23 protein-coding genes and 1 tRNA gene are annotated in these 18,809 nt (G+C 59.8%); 12 read left to right on the plus strand and 12 right to left on the minus strand.

Features of this window, described 5'->3' with window-relative positions:
* Positions 1-91 precede the first annotated feature (91 nt).
* From hisF to ACR0KW_RS04505, 3 genes are all read left to right on the plus strand, one after another.
* Positions 92-853, plus strand: coding sequence for an imidazole glycerol phosphate synthase subunit HisF (hisF, locus tag ACR0KW_RS04495; protein WP_480803919.1), 762 nt, complete (start codon positions 92-94; stop codon positions 851-853).
* Positions 850-1,167, plus strand: a complete 318-nt coding sequence (locus ACR0KW_RS04500) for a phosphoribosyl-ATP diphosphatase (protein WP_480803920.1) — start codon at positions 850-852, stop codon at positions 1,165-1,167. The genes hisF and ACR0KW_RS04500 overlap by 4 nt, the downstream gene beginning before the upstream one ends.
* Positions 1,168-1,239: 72 nt before the next feature.
* Positions 1,240-1,806: a hypothetical protein gene (locus tag ACR0KW_RS04505; RefSeq protein WP_480803921.1), complete on the plus strand. Its 567-nt coding sequence runs from the start codon at positions 1,240-1,242 to the stop codon at positions 1,804-1,806.
* Here the strand turns inward: ACR0KW_RS04505 and ACR0KW_RS04510 are convergent.
* The 4 genes from ACR0KW_RS04510 to rlmB form a co-directional block, all read right to left on the minus strand.
* Complete coding sequence (locus ACR0KW_RS04510; RefSeq protein ID WP_480803922.1) at positions 1,803-2,273, minus strand: CoA-binding protein; 471 nt, start codon at positions 2,271-2,273, stop codon at positions 1,803-1,805. The two genes, ACR0KW_RS04505 and ACR0KW_RS04510, sit on opposite strands and share 4 nt — an antisense overlap.
* 198 nt (positions 2,274-2,471) lie before the next feature.
* On the minus strand, positions 2,472-2,924 hold the full coding sequence (locus ACR0KW_RS04515) for a YHS domain-containing (seleno)protein (protein WP_480803923.1): 453 nt from the start codon (positions 2,922-2,924) through the stop codon (positions 2,472-2,474).
* Positions 2,925-3,030: 106 nt separating this feature from the next.
* Positions 3,031-3,186, minus strand: coding sequence for a hypothetical protein (locus ACR0KW_RS04520; protein ID WP_480803924.1), 156 nt, complete (start codon positions 3,184-3,186; stop codon positions 3,031-3,033).
* Between the two features lie 139 nt (positions 3,187-3,325).
* Positions 3,326-4,099: a 23S rRNA (guanosine(2251)-2'-O)-methyltransferase RlmB gene (rlmB, locus tag ACR0KW_RS04525; RefSeq protein ID WP_480803925.1), complete on the minus strand. Its 774-nt coding sequence runs from the start codon at positions 4,097-4,099 to the stop codon at positions 3,326-3,328.
* A 116-nt stretch (positions 4,100-4,215) separates the two neighbouring features.
* Between rlmB and ACR0KW_RS04530 the strand changes: the two genes are divergently transcribed.
* Positions 4,216-4,299: transfer RNA gene (locus ACR0KW_RS04530), tRNA-Tyr, on the plus strand.
* 81 nt (positions 4,300-4,380) lie between these two features.
* Here ACR0KW_RS04530 and ACR0KW_RS04535 read toward each other — a convergent pair.
* From ACR0KW_RS04535 to ACR0KW_RS04545, 3 genes are all read right to left on the minus strand, one after another.
* Positions 4,381-5,538: a helix-turn-helix transcriptional regulator gene (locus tag ACR0KW_RS04535; RefSeq protein ID WP_480803926.1), complete on the minus strand. Its 1,158-nt coding sequence runs from the start codon at positions 5,536-5,538 to the stop codon at positions 4,381-4,383.
* A gap of 81 nt (positions 5,539-5,619) precedes the next feature.
* On the minus strand, positions 5,620-6,141 hold the full coding sequence (locus ACR0KW_RS04540; RefSeq protein WP_480803927.1) for a DUF2478 domain-containing protein: 522 nt from the start codon (positions 6,139-6,141) through the stop codon (positions 5,620-5,622).
* Positions 6,142-6,211: 70 nt separating this feature from the next.
* Positions 6,212-6,877 carry an NnrU family protein gene (locus ACR0KW_RS04545; RefSeq protein ID WP_480803928.1) on the minus strand — a complete coding sequence of 222 codons (666 nt, stop codon included), beginning with the start codon at positions 6,875-6,877 and terminating at the stop codon, positions 6,212-6,214.
* A gap of 148 nt (positions 6,878-7,025) precedes the next feature.
* Between ACR0KW_RS04545 and ACR0KW_RS04550 the strand changes: the two genes are divergently transcribed.
* Together ACR0KW_RS04550 and ACR0KW_RS04555 are read left to right on the plus strand one after the other, a co-directional pair.
* Positions 7,026-7,688 (plus strand): DNA-3-methyladenine glycosylase I, encoded by a 663-nt coding sequence (locus tag ACR0KW_RS04550; RefSeq protein ID WP_480803929.1) that lies wholly within the window; start codon positions 7,026-7,028, stop codon positions 7,686-7,688.
* Between the two features lie 41 nt (positions 7,689-7,729).
* Positions 7,730-8,416, plus strand: a complete 687-nt coding sequence (locus ACR0KW_RS04555; RefSeq protein WP_480803930.1) for a hypothetical protein — start codon at positions 7,730-7,732, stop codon at positions 8,414-8,416.
* Between the two features lie 3 nt (positions 8,417-8,419).
* Here ACR0KW_RS04555 and ACR0KW_RS04560 read toward each other — a convergent pair whose 3' ends face one another.
* Positions 8,420-8,824, minus strand: a complete 405-nt coding sequence (locus tag ACR0KW_RS04560; protein ID WP_480803931.1) for a c-type cytochrome — start codon at positions 8,822-8,824, stop codon at positions 8,420-8,422.
* A 92-nt stretch (positions 8,825-8,916) separates the two neighbouring features.
* On the opposite strand from ACR0KW_RS04560, the gene ACR0KW_RS04565 reads away from it, so the two are divergent.
* Complete coding sequence (locus ACR0KW_RS04565) at positions 8,917-9,354, plus strand: DMT family transporter (protein WP_480803932.1); 438 nt, start codon at positions 8,917-8,919, stop codon at positions 9,352-9,354.
* On the opposite strand, the gene ACR0KW_RS04570 is transcribed toward ACR0KW_RS04565, so the two are convergent.
* The 4 genes from ACR0KW_RS04570 to proS form a co-directional block, all read right to left on the minus strand.
* The gene (locus tag ACR0KW_RS04570; protein ID WP_480803933.1) at positions 9,338-10,024 is read right to left on the minus strand and encodes an ABC transporter ATP-binding protein; all 687 of its coding nucleotides are present in this window, start codon (positions 10,022-10,024) and stop codon (positions 9,338-9,340) included. The genes ACR0KW_RS04565 and ACR0KW_RS04570 overlap by 17 nt on opposite strands.
* Entirely contained in the window at positions 10,017-11,312 is a 1,296-nt protein-coding gene (locus ACR0KW_RS04575; protein ID WP_480803934.1) for a lipoprotein-releasing ABC transporter permease subunit, read from the minus strand. The genes ACR0KW_RS04570 and ACR0KW_RS04575 overlap by 8 nt, the downstream gene beginning before the upstream one ends.
* A gap of 858 nt (positions 11,313-12,170) precedes the next feature.
* Complete coding sequence (locus ACR0KW_RS04580) at positions 12,171-13,091, minus strand: glycosyltransferase family 2 protein (protein WP_480803935.1); 921 nt, start codon at positions 13,089-13,091, stop codon at positions 12,171-12,173.
* A gap of 1 nt (position 13,092) precedes the next feature.
* Positions 13,093-14,439: a proline--tRNA ligase gene (gene proS / locus ACR0KW_RS04585; protein ID WP_480803936.1), complete on the minus strand. Its 1,347-nt coding sequence runs from the start codon at positions 14,437-14,439 to the stop codon at positions 13,093-13,095.
* A 169-nt stretch (positions 14,440-14,608) separates the two neighbouring features.
* On the opposite strand from proS, the gene ACR0KW_RS04590 reads away from it, so the two are divergent.
* From ACR0KW_RS04590 to ACR0KW_RS04610, 5 genes are all read left to right on the plus strand, one after another.
* Positions 14,609-15,973: an FAD-dependent oxidoreductase gene (locus ACR0KW_RS04590; RefSeq protein WP_480803937.1), complete on the plus strand. Its 1,365-nt coding sequence runs from the start codon at positions 14,609-14,611 to the stop codon at positions 15,971-15,973.
* Positions 15,973-16,701 carry a 2-oxoglutarate and iron-dependent oxygenase domain-containing protein gene (locus ACR0KW_RS04595; RefSeq protein ID WP_480803938.1) on the plus strand — a complete coding sequence of 243 codons (729 nt, stop codon included), beginning with the start codon at positions 15,973-15,975 and terminating at the stop codon, positions 16,699-16,701. Before ACR0KW_RS04590 ends, ACR0KW_RS04595 begins: the two co-directional genes overlap by 1 nt.
* Before the next feature lie 33 nt (positions 16,702-16,734).
* Positions 16,735-16,947 (plus strand): hypothetical protein, encoded by a 213-nt coding sequence (locus tag ACR0KW_RS04600; RefSeq protein ID WP_480803939.1) that lies wholly within the window; start codon positions 16,735-16,737, stop codon positions 16,945-16,947.
* A 90-nt stretch (positions 16,948-17,037) separates the two neighbouring features.
* Entirely contained in the window at positions 17,038-18,111 is a 1,074-nt protein-coding gene (locus tag ACR0KW_RS04605; protein WP_480803940.1) for an AI-2E family transporter, read from the plus strand.
* Positions 18,112-18,801, plus strand: coding sequence for an HdaA/DnaA family protein (locus ACR0KW_RS04610; RefSeq protein ID WP_170325789.1), 690 nt, complete (start codon positions 18,112-18,114; stop codon positions 18,799-18,801).
* Positions 18,802-18,809 lie beyond the last annotated feature (8 nt).

The following is an 18,809-nucleotide window of genomic DNA, read 5'->3' on the forward strand; positions in this document are numbered from 1 at the left end:
CGCATGGCCTGCGACACGGCATTCTCAAGTCCTTCAGCTCTGGCATCAGCGGGCCTTTGCCGTTAGAGGTGCGGCAACAAAGGACGCCGACATGCTGAAAACCCGCATCATTCCCTGTCTGGATGTCGCCGATGGCCGCGTGGTCAAGGGCGTGAATTTCGTTGGCCTGCGCGATGCGGGCGACCCGGTGGAATCGGCCAAGGCCTATGACACCGCCGGCGCGGACGAGATCTGTTTTCTGGACATCCACGCCACGCATGAAAACCGCGGCACCATGTTCGACGTGGTTCAGCGCACGGCCGAGCAGTGTTTTGTTCCTCTGACAGTCGGTGGCGGCGTGCGTACCAAGGATGATGTGCGCGCTCTGCTTTTGGCTGGCGCGGACAAAGTCAGTTTCAACTCGGCCGCCGTGGCCAACCCGGATGTGATCGCGGAAGCGGCGGATCAGTTCGGCAGCCAGTGCATCGTCTGCGCGATCGACGCCAAGACCGTCAGCCCCGGCAAGTGGGAGATCTTTACCCATGGCGGACGCAAACCCACCGGCATCGACGCGGTGGAGTTCGCCAAGACCGTTGTCGCAAAAGGCGCGGGTGAGATTCTGCTGACCTCGATGGATCGCGACGGCACCAAGGCGGGATTCAACCTGCCCCTGACCCGCGCCATCTCGGACGCGGTGGACGTGCCGGTCATCGCCTCGGGCGGCGTCGGCAATCTGGATCATCTGGTCGAGGGCGTGACCGAGGGCGGCGCCAGTGCGGTTCTAGCCGCTTCGATCTTCCATTTCGGCGAATACACCATCCGCGAGGCCAAGGAACACATGGCCGCCGCAGGTATCCCGATGAGGCTGACATGAGCATACTGCACGATCTGGCCGCCACCATCGAGGCCCGCAAAGTAGCTGATCCCGAGTCCAGCTGGACCGCCAAGCTGCTGGCTAAAGGCCCCGAGAAATGCGCCGAGAAGTTCGGGGAAGAGGCCGTTGAAGCCATCATCGAAGCCGTCAAGAACGACAAGGCCGGGCTGACGGCCGAGGCCGCGGATGTGCTCTATCACCTGCTGGTGATGCTGGCCGCACGGGACGTGGCGCTGGACGATGTTTTGGCCGAACTGGCCCGCCGCCAGGGCATCAGCGGTATCGCTGAAAAAGCCGCGCGCCCGAAGGGGTAAGCGACAGGGTTTCGTCCCCCCGCCCTACCCTTTATGATCGGACCTCACGGTCCACAGATCGAAGGGCAAATAATGATCCGAGTTTTGGCCATTGTTCTGGCCCTTGTGACGCTGGGCGCGTGTTCGACGCCGCCGCCCTCTTCGGGGGATGAGGTGCAGCGGCTGGCGACCGAATTCCGCAGCCTCGGCCCGGATATCGATCCGGAAGAGGCCGACCGTGCCGCCCGCATCGCCTATTCCTACACTGCGCAGCTGGTGCAGGAGTATGAGATCACCGACCCTCCGCTGATCCATAACGCCAAGGTCAACAAGGGCCTGCGCCCGCGCGGGCTGTGCTGGCACTGGGCTGAGGATATCGAGCGGCGACTGAAGCAAGAGAACTTCCAGACACTGGACCTGCACCGCGCCATAGCCAACGCGGACAACCCGTTCAGAATCGACCACAGCACCGCCATTATTAGCCGCAAGGGTGAGACGATGTATGACGGCGTGGTGCTGGACCCATGGCGCTATGGCGGAGTGCTGTTCTGGTCTCCGCTGGTCGAAGACACGAAATACGAATGGGTGCCGCGCGACGTCGTTCTGGAAAAGCGTCGGGTGGAACAATACGGTGAGCTATTGCCCTATGTCGGCGGCTAGATTTTGGACGAGATCACACCGGTGGCAAAACCGCCCATGCGCAGCTCTCCGAACAGGCGTTGATATTCGATCTTGGGACAGCGGTTCATGATCACATCCGCGCCGCGCGCCTGCGCTTTGGCAGCGGCGTCGGGGTGCTCGACACCGATTTGCATCCAGACCGTGCGCAGGTTCGGGAATGCGGCCAGCGCCTCATCTACAATCGGCGGCACGGCCTCGGACCGGCGGAAGATATCGACCATGTCCACCGGCTCGGAAATCTCGGACAGCGAAGCCCGGACGGTCTGACCAAAAAGCTCTGTCCCGGCATGGCCCGGATTGACCGGAATGACCGTATATCCCTTCAACGACAGATACCGCGCTACGTAATAGCTGGGCCTGACCGGGTTCATGGAAACACCAACAACAGCGATCACCTTTGTACGCTGTAGGATGTCTTTCAGGTATGCGTCGGAATGGTCGCTCATGCGGGCACCCTAATCCGAGCCTGCCAAAGAAAAAAGCGCCCAGGTCGAACCTGAGCGCCAGTTGTTGGAACGAGGGACAGTGAAATGACCCGCGGCAGTTCCGTTCCGCGGTCACTGTGACATTTAGGCATAAGTTGAGAGAAAAAAAGAGGTCGCGCGCATTTTTGTGATGACACACCGCAAAAAGCGGAACTTCGCCTATTGTTCGTAGAGGACAACGGGCCAATGCGCCTCGGCCATGCGGATATATTCGGCGGTTGCTTCGCGCCACATCTTCTCAATCTCAGGCGAGTGGGTCAGGTACAGACGGCCATCGATCACCTGCCATGCCAGTGGGTCTGTGCTGACCAGAATCCCCTCGGCCATGGCATAGGCACAATATCCCCCGAACTGGGGCGCAAAGGCGCGCGGATCACGCTCGAACGCTTCACGGTTTTCATCTGTGGCAAAGTGCCATTCGGCCCCTTTCCAGACGACCGCATATTGCGGCTGACCCAATACCGGTGCATCACCTTTGAAATAGGAGACCGGATCATACCCTGCCATGGCCGCGCCATCGGCCTCATAAAACACAGGCATCTCCTGCGCTGTCACGGCAGGAGCAATCATAGCGGCGGCCATCGCGCCAAAAAGGAAACGTCGGGTCAGCATAACGGTATTCGGGTTTCAGACATCAGGGTCTCAAGATGCAAGTTTTGTGGCCCAGTGGAACCCCTTTTAACGGGGTTGTGATCACCTGTGTCGCCCAGACGTCACGTTAGTCGAAGATGTCCTCGATGACGTCCCATGCCTCGTCGAACACGCGCGAGAACATGCTCTTCTTCTTTTTCTGCTTCTTTTTCTTGTTGTTGCCCGAGGCATTCACGGTGTCACGCCTTGTCTTGCCTTCGGTCAACTTGCGTTTTGGCACCATCTTCAGGTCATGCAACGGCGCACCGCAGCTTGTACAGCTCAGCTCATGACGTTGCTTTCCCTTCAGGACCAGCGCAGCACGGGTCCCGCAATAGCAGCAGGTGGCGATTTTTGACGGGCTGGGAATGGGGCTCTCCTGTCTATCTGTGCCTTGAGGCATATAGGGCGATTGCAGCCGCATTTGAGACATTGAGCGAGCCAAACCCACCGGCTGCGTCGATTTTCACCAGCCGGTCAACGGTTTCCTTGGTTTTCTGACGCAATCCCGGCCCTTCGGCCCCCAGCACCAACGCGACGGGCCGGTCCAGCTTTCCGCCCAAAGCCGATTCGATGGTGTCCTCAGCCTCGCCATCCAGACCCAGCACCAGAAAGCCCATGTTCTGCAGTTCCACGATGGCGTCCGCCAGATTGCGGACGCGCAGATAGGGCTGACGCTCCAGCGCACCGCTAGCAGTTTTCGCCAGCGCGCCGGTTTCCGGTGCCGAGTGGTGCCGCGTGCCGATCACCGCACTGGCCCCCAGAACCTCGGCCGAGCGCAGAATCGCCCCGACATTGTGCGGGTCGGTCACACGATCCAACAGAATCACGCGGGGGTGTTCGCGCCCGATGCAGTTTTCGGCCAGCCCGCCCCAGTCCAGCGGTTTGACCTCAAGCGCGGCACCCTGATGGACGGACCCCGGATCAATGGGGGCCGAGAACTTGCGCGGATCGACCATTTCGGCCTCAATCCCTGCAAATTCGATCGCTTCGGCCAGTTTATCGCGCGCGTTTCGCGTTACAATCAGCCGCAATTTCTGCCGCTTGGGGTTCATCAGCGCATCTCGAACCGCGTGCAGACCGAACAGCCAGACGGTCTCCGCTGCGGCCGCTTTACGCGCCTGTTCCTTTTCAACGACCCACTTGGGTTTCTTCATTTCTTGGGCCTCCGGGCCGGGATTTCGTTTTCCTGCGTCAAAGCGGTATTTTCCTGTTGACGCTCCTTTAAGGCGCTAGTAATCACGCCTCCACGTCAGGTGCAACGCCTGACAGTGGGCGACAGGCCGCAAGGTGTGGCAGGGGACTGTAACTCCCTCGCGGAGACGCACGCCTGGTTCGATTCCAGGGTCGCCCACCATTTTTCAACTCTCCAAAGTGTAACCTGCACTCTCCCATTCCGGTTCGCGTGTTCATCCGAAGTTCTGGAAACTGTTGATTCCTATTCTGCCGACCGTGGCTTTGCGTCTTCGACCGGCAAATCGGCGCTCAGAGCAAAACGGACAAGTTGGCTCTGCGATGACGTTCCGGTTTTTTGCATCACTGACGCGAGTTGGTTGCGTGTACTGCCTTCGCTGACATCCCGAAGATGAGCGACTTCTCTGACTGTGGTGCCATTGACCACCATTTCGCAGACCTCTGCTTCGCTTTGGGTCAACCCGCAAAGCTGGCGCAATACCTGAACGGACACACGGTCGGTAGATTCCGGGTCCTTGATTATAAGGGCCGCCAATTCCGAAGCTTTAGGATCTCCGGCAACCATCGGCGCAAGGGCGCACAGGCTGGCCACATAAGCGGTTTTACCCGACGGTCGGGCTATGGAAAATCGGAACTCGCCGCCGTCAGTGAGATCGCCAGATGTGATGGCCTGCAGCCCGGCGGAGTAGCGGGCCTGATCCTCGGTCAGAATGGACGGCGTCATCAGCTTTTTGGAACCGGACAGCGACAGACCATCGCCCTGCTGTAATATCGTGTCCAGCCGGTTATTCTGCAGAACTAGTTCACCTTTTTTTGTGAGCAGCCCGATTCCAATTTTCAGGCGATCAAGGACTGAAGCCACCGCATTGAAGCGCGCCTGCAACAGACGAAACGGCCGCAGCATTTCCAAGGCAGTGGAGAAATGCAGCATATAGTCCGCAGCGTCTCTGGCGGCTGTTTTTGTCAATCCCGAGTGCCCATTTGGAAAGTTGATCGTAATGACGTCAAACCAGATGGGTGTAATCGAAAGTCTGGCCGCATAGCGCCGATTCAAGCCCAGATGCTCTTTTTGCCACAGATTTGCCGGTATCTGCGAAGCTGGCATACCGTAGCCCTCTTCTTCGGACAGGAACTCAAAGCGCTGCTTTCGGGCGCCCAAGGCCTGAATTGTCACCTGCTCATCCTGACCGAATCTATCCATGAACTCGGCTATCAGAGGCGTGAGGTCAGGAAGACTCAGGTAGAGCTGCGACACCAGCGGCTCGGCATGGTCGTTAATCATTAGCGTCGAACCCCTTGCGCCATAGCGCCCGGCGAAAAGGTCCAGAGAACCGCTGAAGGGGAATTTCGAGTCGATACCGCTGTAGATGCGGGAAATCAGGGCGTGATCGGTCTTGTACATTGGGTCCATTCTGGACTCTTACGGCGAAACGGCGCACCACACCAGTGCGCCAGCCGCATGCACATTAATTGAAACGGCCTGTCAGGCCGCCGCTGAACGCAGCGCGTTAATCCGTTCAAACCACGCTATTATTGCGTCTAGATCGGGCTCCAGCATCTCTGCGGCGCCGCCTGTGAAGTCCTGAAACTTTTCTTCGTTCAGCCCGTTCACGCCAACAAGCACGGGAATGTCCAGACCCAGTGCCTCGCCAATCACCGGGCGGAAACCGCGACCATCGGATTCATGCTTGCCGAACTTGTTGATGATCAGCAGTTGCGGCGCGTCTTCAAGCGAGTTGGTGACATATCCCACCGCCTGCTCCAGCGCCGCCGGGTCCAACCGGCAGCCGCGCGCATGTTCACCCAGGGACTGCGAGATACGTATAACCTCTCCGTCCGGCAGGACACGTACGTCCATGTCGCATTTGCTGCTGTCGGCGCATTCGGTGTTGGTTTGAACCACACCAGCCAGACGGGCACCCTTGGCCTGCAGATGTTCGGCAACGGCGCTCAGCAGGCGGTCGGTGGCGCCGCGCTCGGTGGTGGTGACATAGGCCAGATACATTCTGAGACCCTCGTTTTAAAACTGTGACATTCCAGATAGCACGCATGCCCCTGCCCGGCCACTCCCCGCGTTACGGTAACGGGGACAGGCCGATCACAGGTGCGTGCAGGTGAAGAAGAACCGCAATGGCGGCAAGTGAAACCAGCCCAACCCACAGGCTGGGCCAGGGGCGCGGAGCCCGCAGCGAGAACCGCGCGGTATTGCGGGACAGGCGTGTCCATTCGATCCCCATCTCACGCGCCTTGCGGCGGTCGATCAGGTCCATGCCCATCGCTGCAAAACCCGCGAACAGACCAAACAGGATGACATGGGACAGGCTGCCATTGGCCAGCAGATGCGCCAGTGCCCACAGCATCAGCGCCGCCAGCAAAGGGTGGCGCGTTGTGCGCAGGATGCCGGGGTTTTCAGGATCGAACGGGCGGTGCCCCAAGCCGCCGAAGGAAAACGGGTTCTGGATCGACATTCCGGTCAAGGCCAACCAGCACACCACCGGCATCACCAGCAGCGTTACCCAGCGCAGAACTGCGAGCGGCGGGATGACCTCGACATAAGGCGCCTGTGCGGCGGCGACGATCAGCCAGCCGAGGACCAACAGAGACAGAACGGAATACGCGGCGAAATACGTCCTGCGCCCCATCACCTCGATCAACCGGCCGCGCATCGCGGGCCGCGCAGGAATCATGTGCGTCAGCAGAAATGTGACAAGTGCAGCAAGGAAAAGGCCCCAACCCAGCATGGTAGTCTCCGTAAGTGGTGCCCCGGTTTAAGCGCCAGTGGCACGGCGGTCTTTGTCCGAAGTCAAGTCGGGCGCGCAAGGCTATTCGAACAGAAGCAGAGCTTGCAACCCGGCGGCGAACACGCGACCCTGCCGTCGGAGGACTCTGATGCACCATTTCGACGACATCTTTACCCTGGCCGCCGACCGCCACGGCGGGCCGGACGCCTTGGAGGCAAAGCTGAGCAAGCCCAAAAGCGTGGCCGAGCTTGCCGCCATGCCGGACGATCGCTGGCTTTCGATCATCACCAAATGCATCTTTCAGGCCGGGTTCAACTGGAAGGTCATCGAAAACAAGTGGGACGGGTTCGAGACTGCATTTGACGGCTTCGATGTCGGCCGCTGCGCATTCATGGATGACGAAAAATTCGACGCCCTGCTGCAGGATACCCGTATCGTGCGCAATGGCACCAAGATTGCCACCGTCCGGGACAATGCGGCGTTCCTGCTGGAACTGCGGCAAGAAGGCGGGGTCGGTCAGATTCTGGGCGGCTGGCCTGCGACCGATTATATCGGCCTTTTGGCAATGCTGAGCAAACGCGGGTCGCGTCTGGGCGGGGCCTCGGCCCAATACGCCATGCGCTTTGCCGGGCGGGACAGTTTCATTCTGTCGCACGATGTCACCGCACGATTGATTGCCGAAGGTGTGGTCGATAAGGCCCCCAGTTCGAAAAAGACGATGGCGGCAGTGCAAGAGGCCTTTAACACATGGATGGATCAATCCGGGCGGTCGCTGACGGAAATAAGCCGCGTATTGGCGATGAGCCTGTGAAAACCGGTTGCAGAGAGGGCGCTTCACATTAGGCTTTGAACATGGCTTGGCGCGTTTTGATGACGTTTCTTTTACTGCTCGCCTCCTGTGGTCGCCCGCTGACGGATCAGGAGCGTGATTTTGCAAGCACTGTTCAGGGTGAGACGTTGAATCTGGACCGGGTACGTCTGGTAGAAGGTGCTCCGGTCGCGCCGATCACCTTCTACCGCAAGGAACGCCCGCGCCTGGCCTGCCGCGAACGTATCCTTCCGCCCCCGGTCGAGGGCATCGTGACCGCCAAGCCTGCCGCCGTGGCCCTGTTCAACAAGGTCTATTTCACGCGCGACTGGTATCTTGAGGACTATATGTCCGACTTCCCCGAGCAGATGAACCTGATCGCGGCCATGTTGCTGGCGCATGAGTTGACCCATGTCTGGCAGTGGCAGAACCGGGAAACCACCGGCTATCACCCGCTGCGGGCCGCTGCCGAACATGGCGGCAATAAGGACCCGTACCTGTTCGATATCGAAACTTCGTCCGATTTCCTGTCCTACGGGTTCGAACAACAGGGCGCGATTGTCGAAGAATATGTCTGCTGCCGGGCGCTGGACCCCAAAGCCCCGCGCACTCAGCGCCTGCACGAGATGCTGGGTGTGCATTTCGATCTGTCGCCCTTGCCGGATCAGCCGCGCGAGCGTGACATCCTGATCCCCTGGGCCGGGGCCGAGATCGACGGTATCTGTCGCTAGGGCCTACTGTCCCTGCAAAGTCTGCAGATAGGCAACCAGATCCACGATCGGTTGGCTTGTCAGGATCGGCTGCCCCTCGGGCGTTTTCATCGAGGTGTCCTGCCCATCGAAATAGGGCCCATAGACCGGCATCGGGCTGCCATGGCTGACCAGCGGGTCACGCCCGTCGATCCGCGCCACGACGCGGGCGGTTGGAAACACGCCGTCTTCTCGGGTCAGTTTGGTCAGGTCGACCGGTTGAATGACCAGCACTCCGGCCATCGGGCCGTGTCCGGTTGCGTCGATCCCGTGACACGTCGCGCAGTAGTGCCGATACAGCTCGGCACCCGTCTCGACATCCTGGGCACTTGCTTGCGACGCCAGCGCCAGCAGGCTTATTGAAACTGCATTCCGTATCGGTCCGATCATCATATCCTCCTGCCCTGATTGACATTTACAGGCTTGCCCGAGGGCCAGCTTGCCGCAATGATCCAGATCAACGCAGCAGGAGGATACGGGCAATGACACAATATGCAGCCATCATGCTGGCCGCCGGGATCGGCGTGCCTATCCTTGCGGCGCTGAATGCAGCTTTGGGTCGGTTGATTGGATCGCCGACCACCGCCGCCGTTGTTTTGTTTGCCATTGCCTTTGGTGCCTCGGCGGTGTTTATGCTGCTGTTTCCGGGGTTCGGAGCGCTGTCCAAAGTTGCGCAGGCGCCGAAACACCTGTTGCTGGCTGGCGTTCTGATTGCCTTCTACGTGCTGTCCATCACCCATGTCGCGCCGCATTTCGGCGTCGGAAACGCAGTGTTTTTCGTGCTGCTGGGGCAGTTGATCAGCACCGCCGCCATCGATCACTACGGCTTGTTCGGAGCACAGATCACCCCGCTGACATGGATACGCGCAGGCGGGATCGCCGTAATGGCCGCAGGGGTCGCCATCACTCAACTGGCTTAAGCACGCCGCCGTCCAGCCGCAGCCTGCGATCCATCCGCGCCGCCAGATCCATGTTATGCGTGGCGATCAACGCCGAAAGCCCCTCGTCCCGGACCAGCGCCATCAACGCGTCGAACACCTGGTCCGAAGTCTCGGGGTCCAGATTGCCAGTCGGCTCATCCGCCAGCAGGACCCGCGGTTTGTTGGCAAGTGCCCGACAGAAAGCCACGCGCTGTTGTTCCCCGCCAGACAGGGCCGCCGGGCGGTGAGCCGCGCGCGGCGCCACGCCAACGCGGTCCAGCAGAGCCATCGCCCTGTCTTGCGCCGCCTTTTCGGACAGACCATTGGCCAGTTGCGGCAGGGTGATATTCTCCAACGCGGTGAATTCGGGCAGCAGATGGTGAAACTGATAGACAAATCCCACGTCTTGCCGACGCCGAGCGGTGCGGGTCCGGTCGCCCTTACCCGTCACATTCTGACCGGCGACTTCAACCGACCCTTCATCGGGCGTGTCCAGCAGACCAGCAATGTGCAGCAGGGTTGATTTACCCGCACCCGAGGGCGCGACCAGCGCCACCGCCTCACCCGCGCGCAAGTCCAGGTCGGCGCCGCGCAGCACCTGCACCTCGCCCGGTGTGCCTTTCAGATAGGTCTTGGTCAGACCGTTCAGCCGCATCGTCACATCACTCATAGCGCAGTGCCTCAACCGGGTTCAGCCGCGCCGCGCGGCGGGCGGGAAAATAGGTGACAAAGAAGGACAGGCCCAACGACAACCCTATGGCCTTGAGCACATCCGACAGGTGCAACTCGGCTGGCAGGGCGTAGATACCACGAATGGAGGGGTCCCAGACACCTCCGCCCATGACGAAGTTCACAAAGCTAAAAATTGGATCGATATAGATCGCAAACAGGCAGCCCAGAATCACGCCCATCACGGTGCCGATGATCCCGGTGAACGCGCCGCAGATAAAGAACACCCGCAGGACCGAGCCTTCGCTTAGACCGATGGTGCGCAGGATGCCGATATCGCGCCCCTTGTTTTTTACCAGCATGATAAGGCCAGAGACGATATTCATCGCCGCGATCAGCACGAGGATCGACAGGATGATGAACATTACGTTGTCTTCGACCTCAAGCGCGCGAAGGAACCCGCCCGAGGCATCCTGCCATGTCCAGATCTGGCTGCGTTCGCCCGCGGCCTCAAGGATCGGGATCAGGATCGGGGTCAGCTCTTCGGGGCGTTCGACCATGACCTCGATCTCATCGGCGACGCCTTCGCGGTTGAAAAAGCTCTGTGCTTGTTCGAACGGCATATAGACCCGCGTCCGGTCGATGTCATAACGCCCGGCCGAGAACACATAGACCACCCGATATGCGCTGACGCGTGGAGAGGTGCCGAAAGCCGTTTTTACTCCGTTGGGCGAGGTCAGCTTGACCGTATCCCCCACCGTCGCCCCAATGCTGCGCGCCACGCCCGAGCCGATGGCGATGACGAACTCTTCATTCTGAAATTCGGACAGATCGCCTGCAGCCTGCTCGCTTTCGGCGACACCGGGCAGGTCAAGTAGGTCATCTGGTTGAATGCCGAACACTTCGACCCCGCTGCTGCGATTGCGATTGGTGATCAGCACCTGGCCTTTGACCAGAGGTGCTGCGCGGACCACGCCCGGTACTTGCGCGATGCGGTCGGCCACGCCGTCAAAATCCTCGATGGTGCGGTCCAGACGCCCTTGTTCATCCAAACTGCCAGCCGAATAGACCGTGACATGCGCGTTGGCACCCAGAATGGTGCCCACGAATTCTGAACGGAACCCCGAACGCACGGCGAGCGTGGCGATCAGAGCGAACACGGCCAGAGTAATCCCGATCAGCGAAATCCACGTCATCACGCTGACGCCGCCCTCGGCCTTGCGCGCGCGCAGATATCGCCAAGCGATCTTCCATTCGAATGGGGCAAAGGGCGGGGGCGTCTTGGCCATGTCTGCTCCGGATTTTTTGTTCGGCGCGACCCTTTCGGCATTTCACCGGATGGTCAAGCCGGTTATGCGCGCCCTGCCCCGCGATGGGCGGTCTTGCAGCCTGTTCGCGCTGCACGCGGGGCGAATCGCTTCAGAATTTGGATCGCCCACTCCGGCAAAAGGAGATGATGAAATCGAGTGTTACACCCTTGGTTGTGACGCCGTTCACAGACAATCCCTTATTGTTTCAGTTATGAAGTCAATACGGTCGTTGCGTGAGGTACTGAACCCAGAATGCAACATTTGCAAAGCAATATTATTTCGCCTTTTGCTTATTTTAAGAAACTTTGTCACCCTAGGAGTCAGGGGGATACCATTTTAAAGAGCGGGGGTCGCTCATGTTTGTAAAGAGTAATACGGAATTGTTGGATCCTATTTTGGTCCGAAACGCATCATCAGAACTGGATTGCGAGACTGCGGCGCTGTTGCGTGCCACGATGCGCCCACTTTTCGATACTGCAGCAAGTTGGGCAAGTTTGACCGATATCCTGAAAGACAAAGGCTATCGCCTGGCGTTTCGTCAGGGACGGTTGTGCATTACGGATCGCGCAACCGACGCAAGGGTTTGCGGTTTGCACTTTCTGGGTTTTGAATTCAGGGAACTGGTAAGACGCCTGGGTCGTCCCATCGTTGTGCCACGCGGCAACAGCGCAGACGGTGACGTTCTGGCGGAACGGCCTGAACCGAAACGAACCTAGAAGCGCAGCCAGCGCTTGACTGTGCGGCACAAGGGTTTTGAAAGCCCCGTGCGCCCGGCGGCTTTGACATCCAGCCTATTTTTCAAGTCTTGGCGCGGATTTCCGCATGCGCCCCACGGGATCAGTCCGCAAAGTAATCCCAGGTTCGCCACGGCTGAAGTCTACGCCTCAACGTCACTTTCAGACTATGCAGGGCAGCATTGCGCAATTGCGGCCGGTTGCGGGACTGGCGCAACAGATTCACACAGAACCCCAGCGGCAACTGGCCTATCCGGAACCAATTCAGCATTTCGTCTTCGGAATACGTCCGCCCACCAAAGAACGGAGCGTAGTTCTTGCGCCAGCTTTTCGTCATCTCCAGCGCCGTTTTCATCTGATCCGCCGAGACGCCTCCGGGATGGAAAACCGCAATTGGAACCGACAGCATCTGGTATTCGCAACCTGCAAACAACATGCGCAGCACGAGGTCATAGTCAGCCACAATGCGAAGATCCAAATCGTGACCTCCGAAACGCTCGAATACGTCGCGCCGGATCAGCATCGAATTGTGGCAGAACGGAATGCGTTGCAAAATCGAATGGACCTTGCGCTCTCGCGACAGACGGGTGCTTCCATCCTTTTCAACAAAGATGGTTCTTCCAAAGCAGAAATCGGGACGTTCCGAACCAATCTCTTCACGCGCTTTTTGCATACAATCCGGCGACACCAGCAGATCATCCGAATTGAGGAAGACCACGTATTCGCCCTGGGAAATCTCAACCCCCCGGTTCATGGCGTCATAGAGGCTTTTGTCCGGCAGGCTTTGAAAGCGGATCGGGACAAAGCTTGGGCGCGCCTCGATCTCGGCGATCAAGTCTTTCAACAGTTCAACCGTTCCGTCGGTTGACGCACCGTCCCAAATGACATGCTCGACAATCGCGTCGCCTTGATCTTGGGCGGCCTCCAGTGCCGCCCGTATCGCCTCGACGCGTCCCTCATCAATGAGGTTGCGCGTTACGGTAATGATCGAAACCGTAGGCAGAGCTATGTCCGATCCAGCCATATCAGGCGCTGTGTGCCAGCTGGTAGATTTCAGCGATCTTGGTCACCGCGGCCTCGGGGCTCAGCTCTTCGCTTTCGCCGGTGCGGCGGTTGGTCAGTTCGACCACGCCGTTCTTCAGGCCGCGCGGACCGACGGTGATGCGCCATGGCAGGCCGATCAGGTCCATGGTGGCGAACTTGCCCCCTGCCCGTTCGTTGCGGTCGTCATACAGCGGCTCCAGCCCCAGCGCGGTCAGGGCGCCATAGAGCTTCTCACACGCCGCATCCGCTTCATCGTCACCCTGCTTCAGGTTGACGATGCCGCAATGGAACGGGGTCACGCCTTCGGGCCAGATAATGCCTTTGTCGTCATGATTGGCCTCGATGATCGCGCCGATCAGGCGGCTGACACCGATGCCGTGGCTGCCCATGTGAACAGGAACCGGCTTGCCGTCGGGGCCTTGCACGGTCGCGCCCATCGCCTCAGAATACTTGGTGCCGAAATAGAAGATCTGGCCAACCTCGATCCCGCGCGCCACGCGGCGGCGCTCTTCGGGGATCTGGTTGAACAGAGCCTCGTCATGGGTTTCGTCCGTGCGGGCGTATTTCGACGTGAACTCTTCCAGGATGGCTTGACATTGTTCACGATTGTCAAAATCGATCTGACGGTCGCCAAAAGTCAGGTCGGTGACGGCGCTGTCATAGAAAACCTCAGACTCGCCGGTATCGGCCAGCACCAGGAATTCATGCGTGTCATCGCCACCGATGGGGCCGGAGTCGGCGCGCATCGGAATGGCCTGCAGGCCCATCCGTTCGTAGGTGCGAAGGTAGCTGACCAGATGGCGGTTATAGGCGTGCAGCGCGTCCTCTTTGGTCAGGTCGAAGTTGTAGCCGTCTTTCATGTAGAACTCACGGCCTCGCATCACGCCGAAACGCGGGCGGATTTCATCGCGGAATTTCCACTGGATTTGGTAGAGCGTCAACGGTAGGTCTTTGTAGCTGTTGACGTGGCCACGGAAGATGTCCGTGACCAGTTCTTCGGCGGTGGGGGTGAACAGCATGTCCCTGTCGTGCCGATCCTTCATCCGCAGCATTTCCTGACCGTAATCATCATACCGCCCGGATTCACGCCACAGGTCCGCCGATTGGATAATTGGCATCTGGATCGCGATGTGGCCTGCGCGCGCCTGCTCTTCGTGAATGATATTTTCCAGCTTACGCAGGACTTTGAAGCCCAGCGGCAACCACGAATAAATCCCGGCCGAGGCCTGCTTGATCATCCCCGCGCGCAGCATCAGCCGGTGGCTGACGATCTGAGCCTCGGACGGGTTTTCCTTGAGAACGGGCAGAAAGTAACGGCTGAGGCGCATTGGTGAACCTTCAAAGGTGAGAATTCGACTTCAAAGGTCCTTATTCCAAAGCCCAGCCGGGGGCAATCGGCCAATAGTGATTTTACGACCTCGGGTCAGTCGGTTTTTAGATTGACCCGCCAATCAGCCTTCAGGATGGTAGCGGAAACAAAATTCTCAGGAGGTCCCCGTGCAGACCATTCAGGAACCCGCCCGCCAGATCCCCGTAGTTCATCAAACCGACGTTCTGGTCGTTGGCTCAGGCCCTGCCGGGCTGGCCGCCGCATTGGCCGCAGCGCGAGCCGGGGCCGAGGTGTCTCTGGTCGACCGCTTCGGCTGCATGGGGGGCAATATCACCGCCGTGGGCGTCGAGGGGTTCGCCTGGTACCGCCACGAACAGACGGTCGAGGCCGGCGGCATCGGCATGGAGTTCGAGACCCGCGCCAAGGACATCGGCGCGGCAGTGCCCGAAAGCCAGTCACTCAGCTATGAACTGGACAGCGAAGGCTTCAAGCTGGTCGCCGACAAGCTGGTTGAAGAGGCTGGCGTGCACCCGATGCTGCACCGTCAGTTCGTCGCTCCGATCATGGAGGGCGACCGGATCACCGGCATCATCACCGAATCCAAGGCCGGGCGCGAGGCGATCTTGGCCAAGGTCGTGATCGACGCCACCGGAGACGCAGATGTGGCCCACCGCGCGGGCGCGCCGACCCACAAGACCGCCCGAGAGGAGATGATGGCGGCGTCCGTCATGTTCCATCTGGCAGGCGTCGACAAACGTGCCTTCATGGAGGGCGTTAAGGCTGACCCGCAGACTTACAAAGATTGGGGCGGCGGCGGTGAGTGGAACATCGAGACCAGTGGCAAAGAGGACGACATGTTTTCGCCCTTCGTCAAGAAACCGTTCCAACAAGCCATCGAAGAAGGGCTGATCCCACCACATCTGAACACCATCGCGGGCACATGGGGCGCGATGCACGATACGGGTGAGTTGACCTATATGAACCTCATCCACCTGGCCGAAATCGACGGCACCGACCCCGACAGCCTAACCCGTGGCGAGATCGAGGGGCGCCGTCAAACCATGCTGGCCATCGATGCTCTGCGGCGCTACATGCCCGGTTGCAAGAACGCCCGGCTGCGGAATTTTGGCATGACCATCGGCATCCGCGACACCCGCAAGATCGACGCGGTCTACAACATGACCGAGAATGACGCCCGCCATCAGGGACGGTTCGAGGATACCATCGGCATCTACCCCGAATTCATCGACGGCTATGGCATCCTGATCCTGCCCACGACCGGGCGGTACATGCAGGTGCCCTATCGTTCGATGCTGCCGAAAGGGATCAAGGGCCTGTTGGTTGCGGGGCGGTCGCACGGGGCGGACAAGGTGGCGCACGCTGCCACCCGCAACATGGCATGCTGCGCGGTCATGGGTCAGGGCGCCGGGATCGCGGCGGCACTGTCGCTGAAAAGCAATCAGGATGTGCACGAGTTGAACCTTGCTCCGGTCCATGCCGAGCTGAACCGTCAGGGTGTGAGGATTCACTGATGGGTCACATTCCCACAATCGACATCGCCCCGCTGCATGATCGCGCCCATGCCGACTATGACCGGACCGTCCAACAGGTGATGGACGCGTGCACCGAGATCGGATTTCTGTCGATCACCGGGACAGGCATCCCACAGGACACGGTCTCCGAGGTGCGCAGCTGTGTGCAGGCCATCTTTGCTATCGACGAAAGCGCCAAATGGGATCAGGCCATCACCCGCGAGAACTATCGCGGGTTCATCCCGATGGGGTTCTTCACACCCAATGACGGCTCGGGCAAGGCTGACAGGTACGAAGGATACAAGCTGCATTGCGAGACGGCGACTGATGCCCCCATTCGCAAGGACTGCGCGCTCTACGGCCCCAACATCTGGCCGCGCGAGGTGCCCGAAGCTGGCGCAGTGATCCTTGACTATTGGGCACAGCTGGATCGCGTGGCGGACATGCTGTTGGGCGCACTGGAAGTCGGATTGAGCCTGCCTTCCGGCCAGTTGCGCGATGCGTTCCGTGATCCGATGACCAACATGACGTTGCTGCACTACCCGCCGCAAGCACCGGATGAAGGGGGATACGGTATCCATCCGCACAAGGACACCGACGCGCTGACCATCATCGCCCCCGACCCCGTCGGCGGGCTTGAGGTGCAGACTCGCGACGGAGGTTGGATCACGCCCGACTGCCCGCCGGGCGGATTCATCGTCAATATCGGCGACATGCTCGAGCTGTGATCGGGCGGTCGTCTGAAATCCACGCCGCACCGGGTGGTCAACCGCTCGGGCCGGGAACGTTATTCATTTCCCTATTTCGCCGTGCCGCGCCACGATGTGGTGGTCGCCCCATTGCTGGACCCCCTGCCCGGCTTTGATCGCCCGTCCGTACATTGTGGCCACTGGTCGGCTGAAATCTGGCGCACCAACTGGCCGGACGAAACGGCGAACGCGGGAACTCCGGAACTGGGCACGCTCAGCGACTGAAACGCCGGTTTCCCCGGGACATGAAGCGCTTGCATCACGACGCTGCATAAGCGAAGAACATCTGCAAGAGCCGACAACAAGGGGACAGTCATGGCTTTGCCGGTGAAGGATCAGCTCAGATACTGGGGCGTTGCTGCCGCAGTTTTTGTGCTGCTGTTGTGGGCACTTGGCGACGTCTTACTGCCCTTCGTCATCGGCGGGGCGATTGCCTATTTCCTTGATCCAATCGCGGACCGTCTGGAAAACCTGGGCCTGTCGCGCATGGCGGCGACCGGGATCATCACGATTGTCGGCGTTCTGGGCTTTGTCCTGATGATCCTTATGGTGGTGCCGGCTTTGATCACCCAGTTGATCGATCTGGTCGAGGTCCTGCCCAGCCTGTTCAAAGAACTGCGCGGCTTTATCGAGAAACGATTCCCGTCTCTGCTGGACACCAATTCCAGTTCGCATCAGGCGCTGGTCTCAATCGGCGAAACGCTGCAATCGAAAACCGGCGATCTGCTGCAGTCGGTCGTCGCATCGCTTGGCTCTGCCATCAACGTTGCGGTTCTGTTGGTGATCGCGCCGGTTGTGGCAGTTTACCTACTGATGGACTGGGACCGCATGATCGCCCGCATCGGAGAGCTGCTGCCCCGCGATCACGCCCCTACGATCAAACGTCTAGCCGGTGAGATTGATGACGTGCTGGCCTCGTTCGTGCGTGGTATGGGCACTGTCTGTCTGATCCTTGGAACCTATTACGCGGTGGCGCTGATGATCGTTGGCCTGCAATTCGGCCTGATCGTCGGGTTCATTGCCGGGCTGGTCACCTTCATCCCCTATCTGGGCGCCCTGATCGGAGGCACTCTGGCGATCGGCCTCGCGTTGTTCCAGTTCTGGGGGGATTGGGTCCATATCGGGTTGGTTGCTGGTATCTTTGCCTTGGGTCAGGTGACCGAGGGCAACTTCCTGACCCCCAAACTGGTCGGCAGCTCGGTGGGATTGCATCCTGTCTGGTTGCTGTTGGCCTTGTCGGTATTCGGCGCATTGTTCGGCTTTGTGGGCATGCTGGTTGCTGTGCCCGTTGCCGCGGCGCTGGGTGTCGTGGCCCGGTTCCTGACCTCGCTCTATCTGGAAAGCCCTCTGTATACCGGCCTTGAAGGGCTGAAGCAGGAAGACGAATAAATGCCCCGACAACTGAGCTTTGATCTCCCGGCCAAAACTGCTCTGGGCCGCGAGGATTTCTTTGTCTCGCCCGCCAATGCGCTGGCTGTTGCGATGATTTCGGCCACATCCTGGCCCGGCAACAAACTGGTGCTCAGTGGCCCGGCCGGGGCCGGCAAGACCCATCTGGCCCACGTCTGGGCGGCCGAAACCGGGGGGCGGATCATTCAGGCCCGCGACCTTCGGTATGACGACGTGCCCGCATTGGCCCAAACGCCGGTTGCGGTCGAAGACGTGCCGATGATCGCGGACGATCCCGAACAGCAGAAAGTCCTGTTCCACCTGCACAATCTGGTTCTGGCCGAGGGCCACGCCCTGCTGATGACCGGGCGGCTGGTCCCAAAGCTGTGGCAATTGCCGCTGCCCGATCTGCAAAGCCGCATCGAAGGCGCGCATCACGTCGCGCTTGATCCGCCCGACGACGCGCTGTTGGGGGCCGTTCTGGCCAAGCTGTTCATCGACCGCCAGCTGAACCCCGGCCCCGAGGTCATTGCCTATCTGGTCAAGCATATGGACCGCCGCTTTGAAACCGCGGCCGAGGTTGTGGCGCGACTGGATCAAATTGCCCTCTCGGAAAAGCGCGAAATAACGCGCACTCTGGCAGTCAGAGTATTGAATTCGGACGGAAACGATGTCGAACCAGACAATTGACCCACACC

This window comes from Ruegeria sp. CG11, assembly GCF_056537245.1.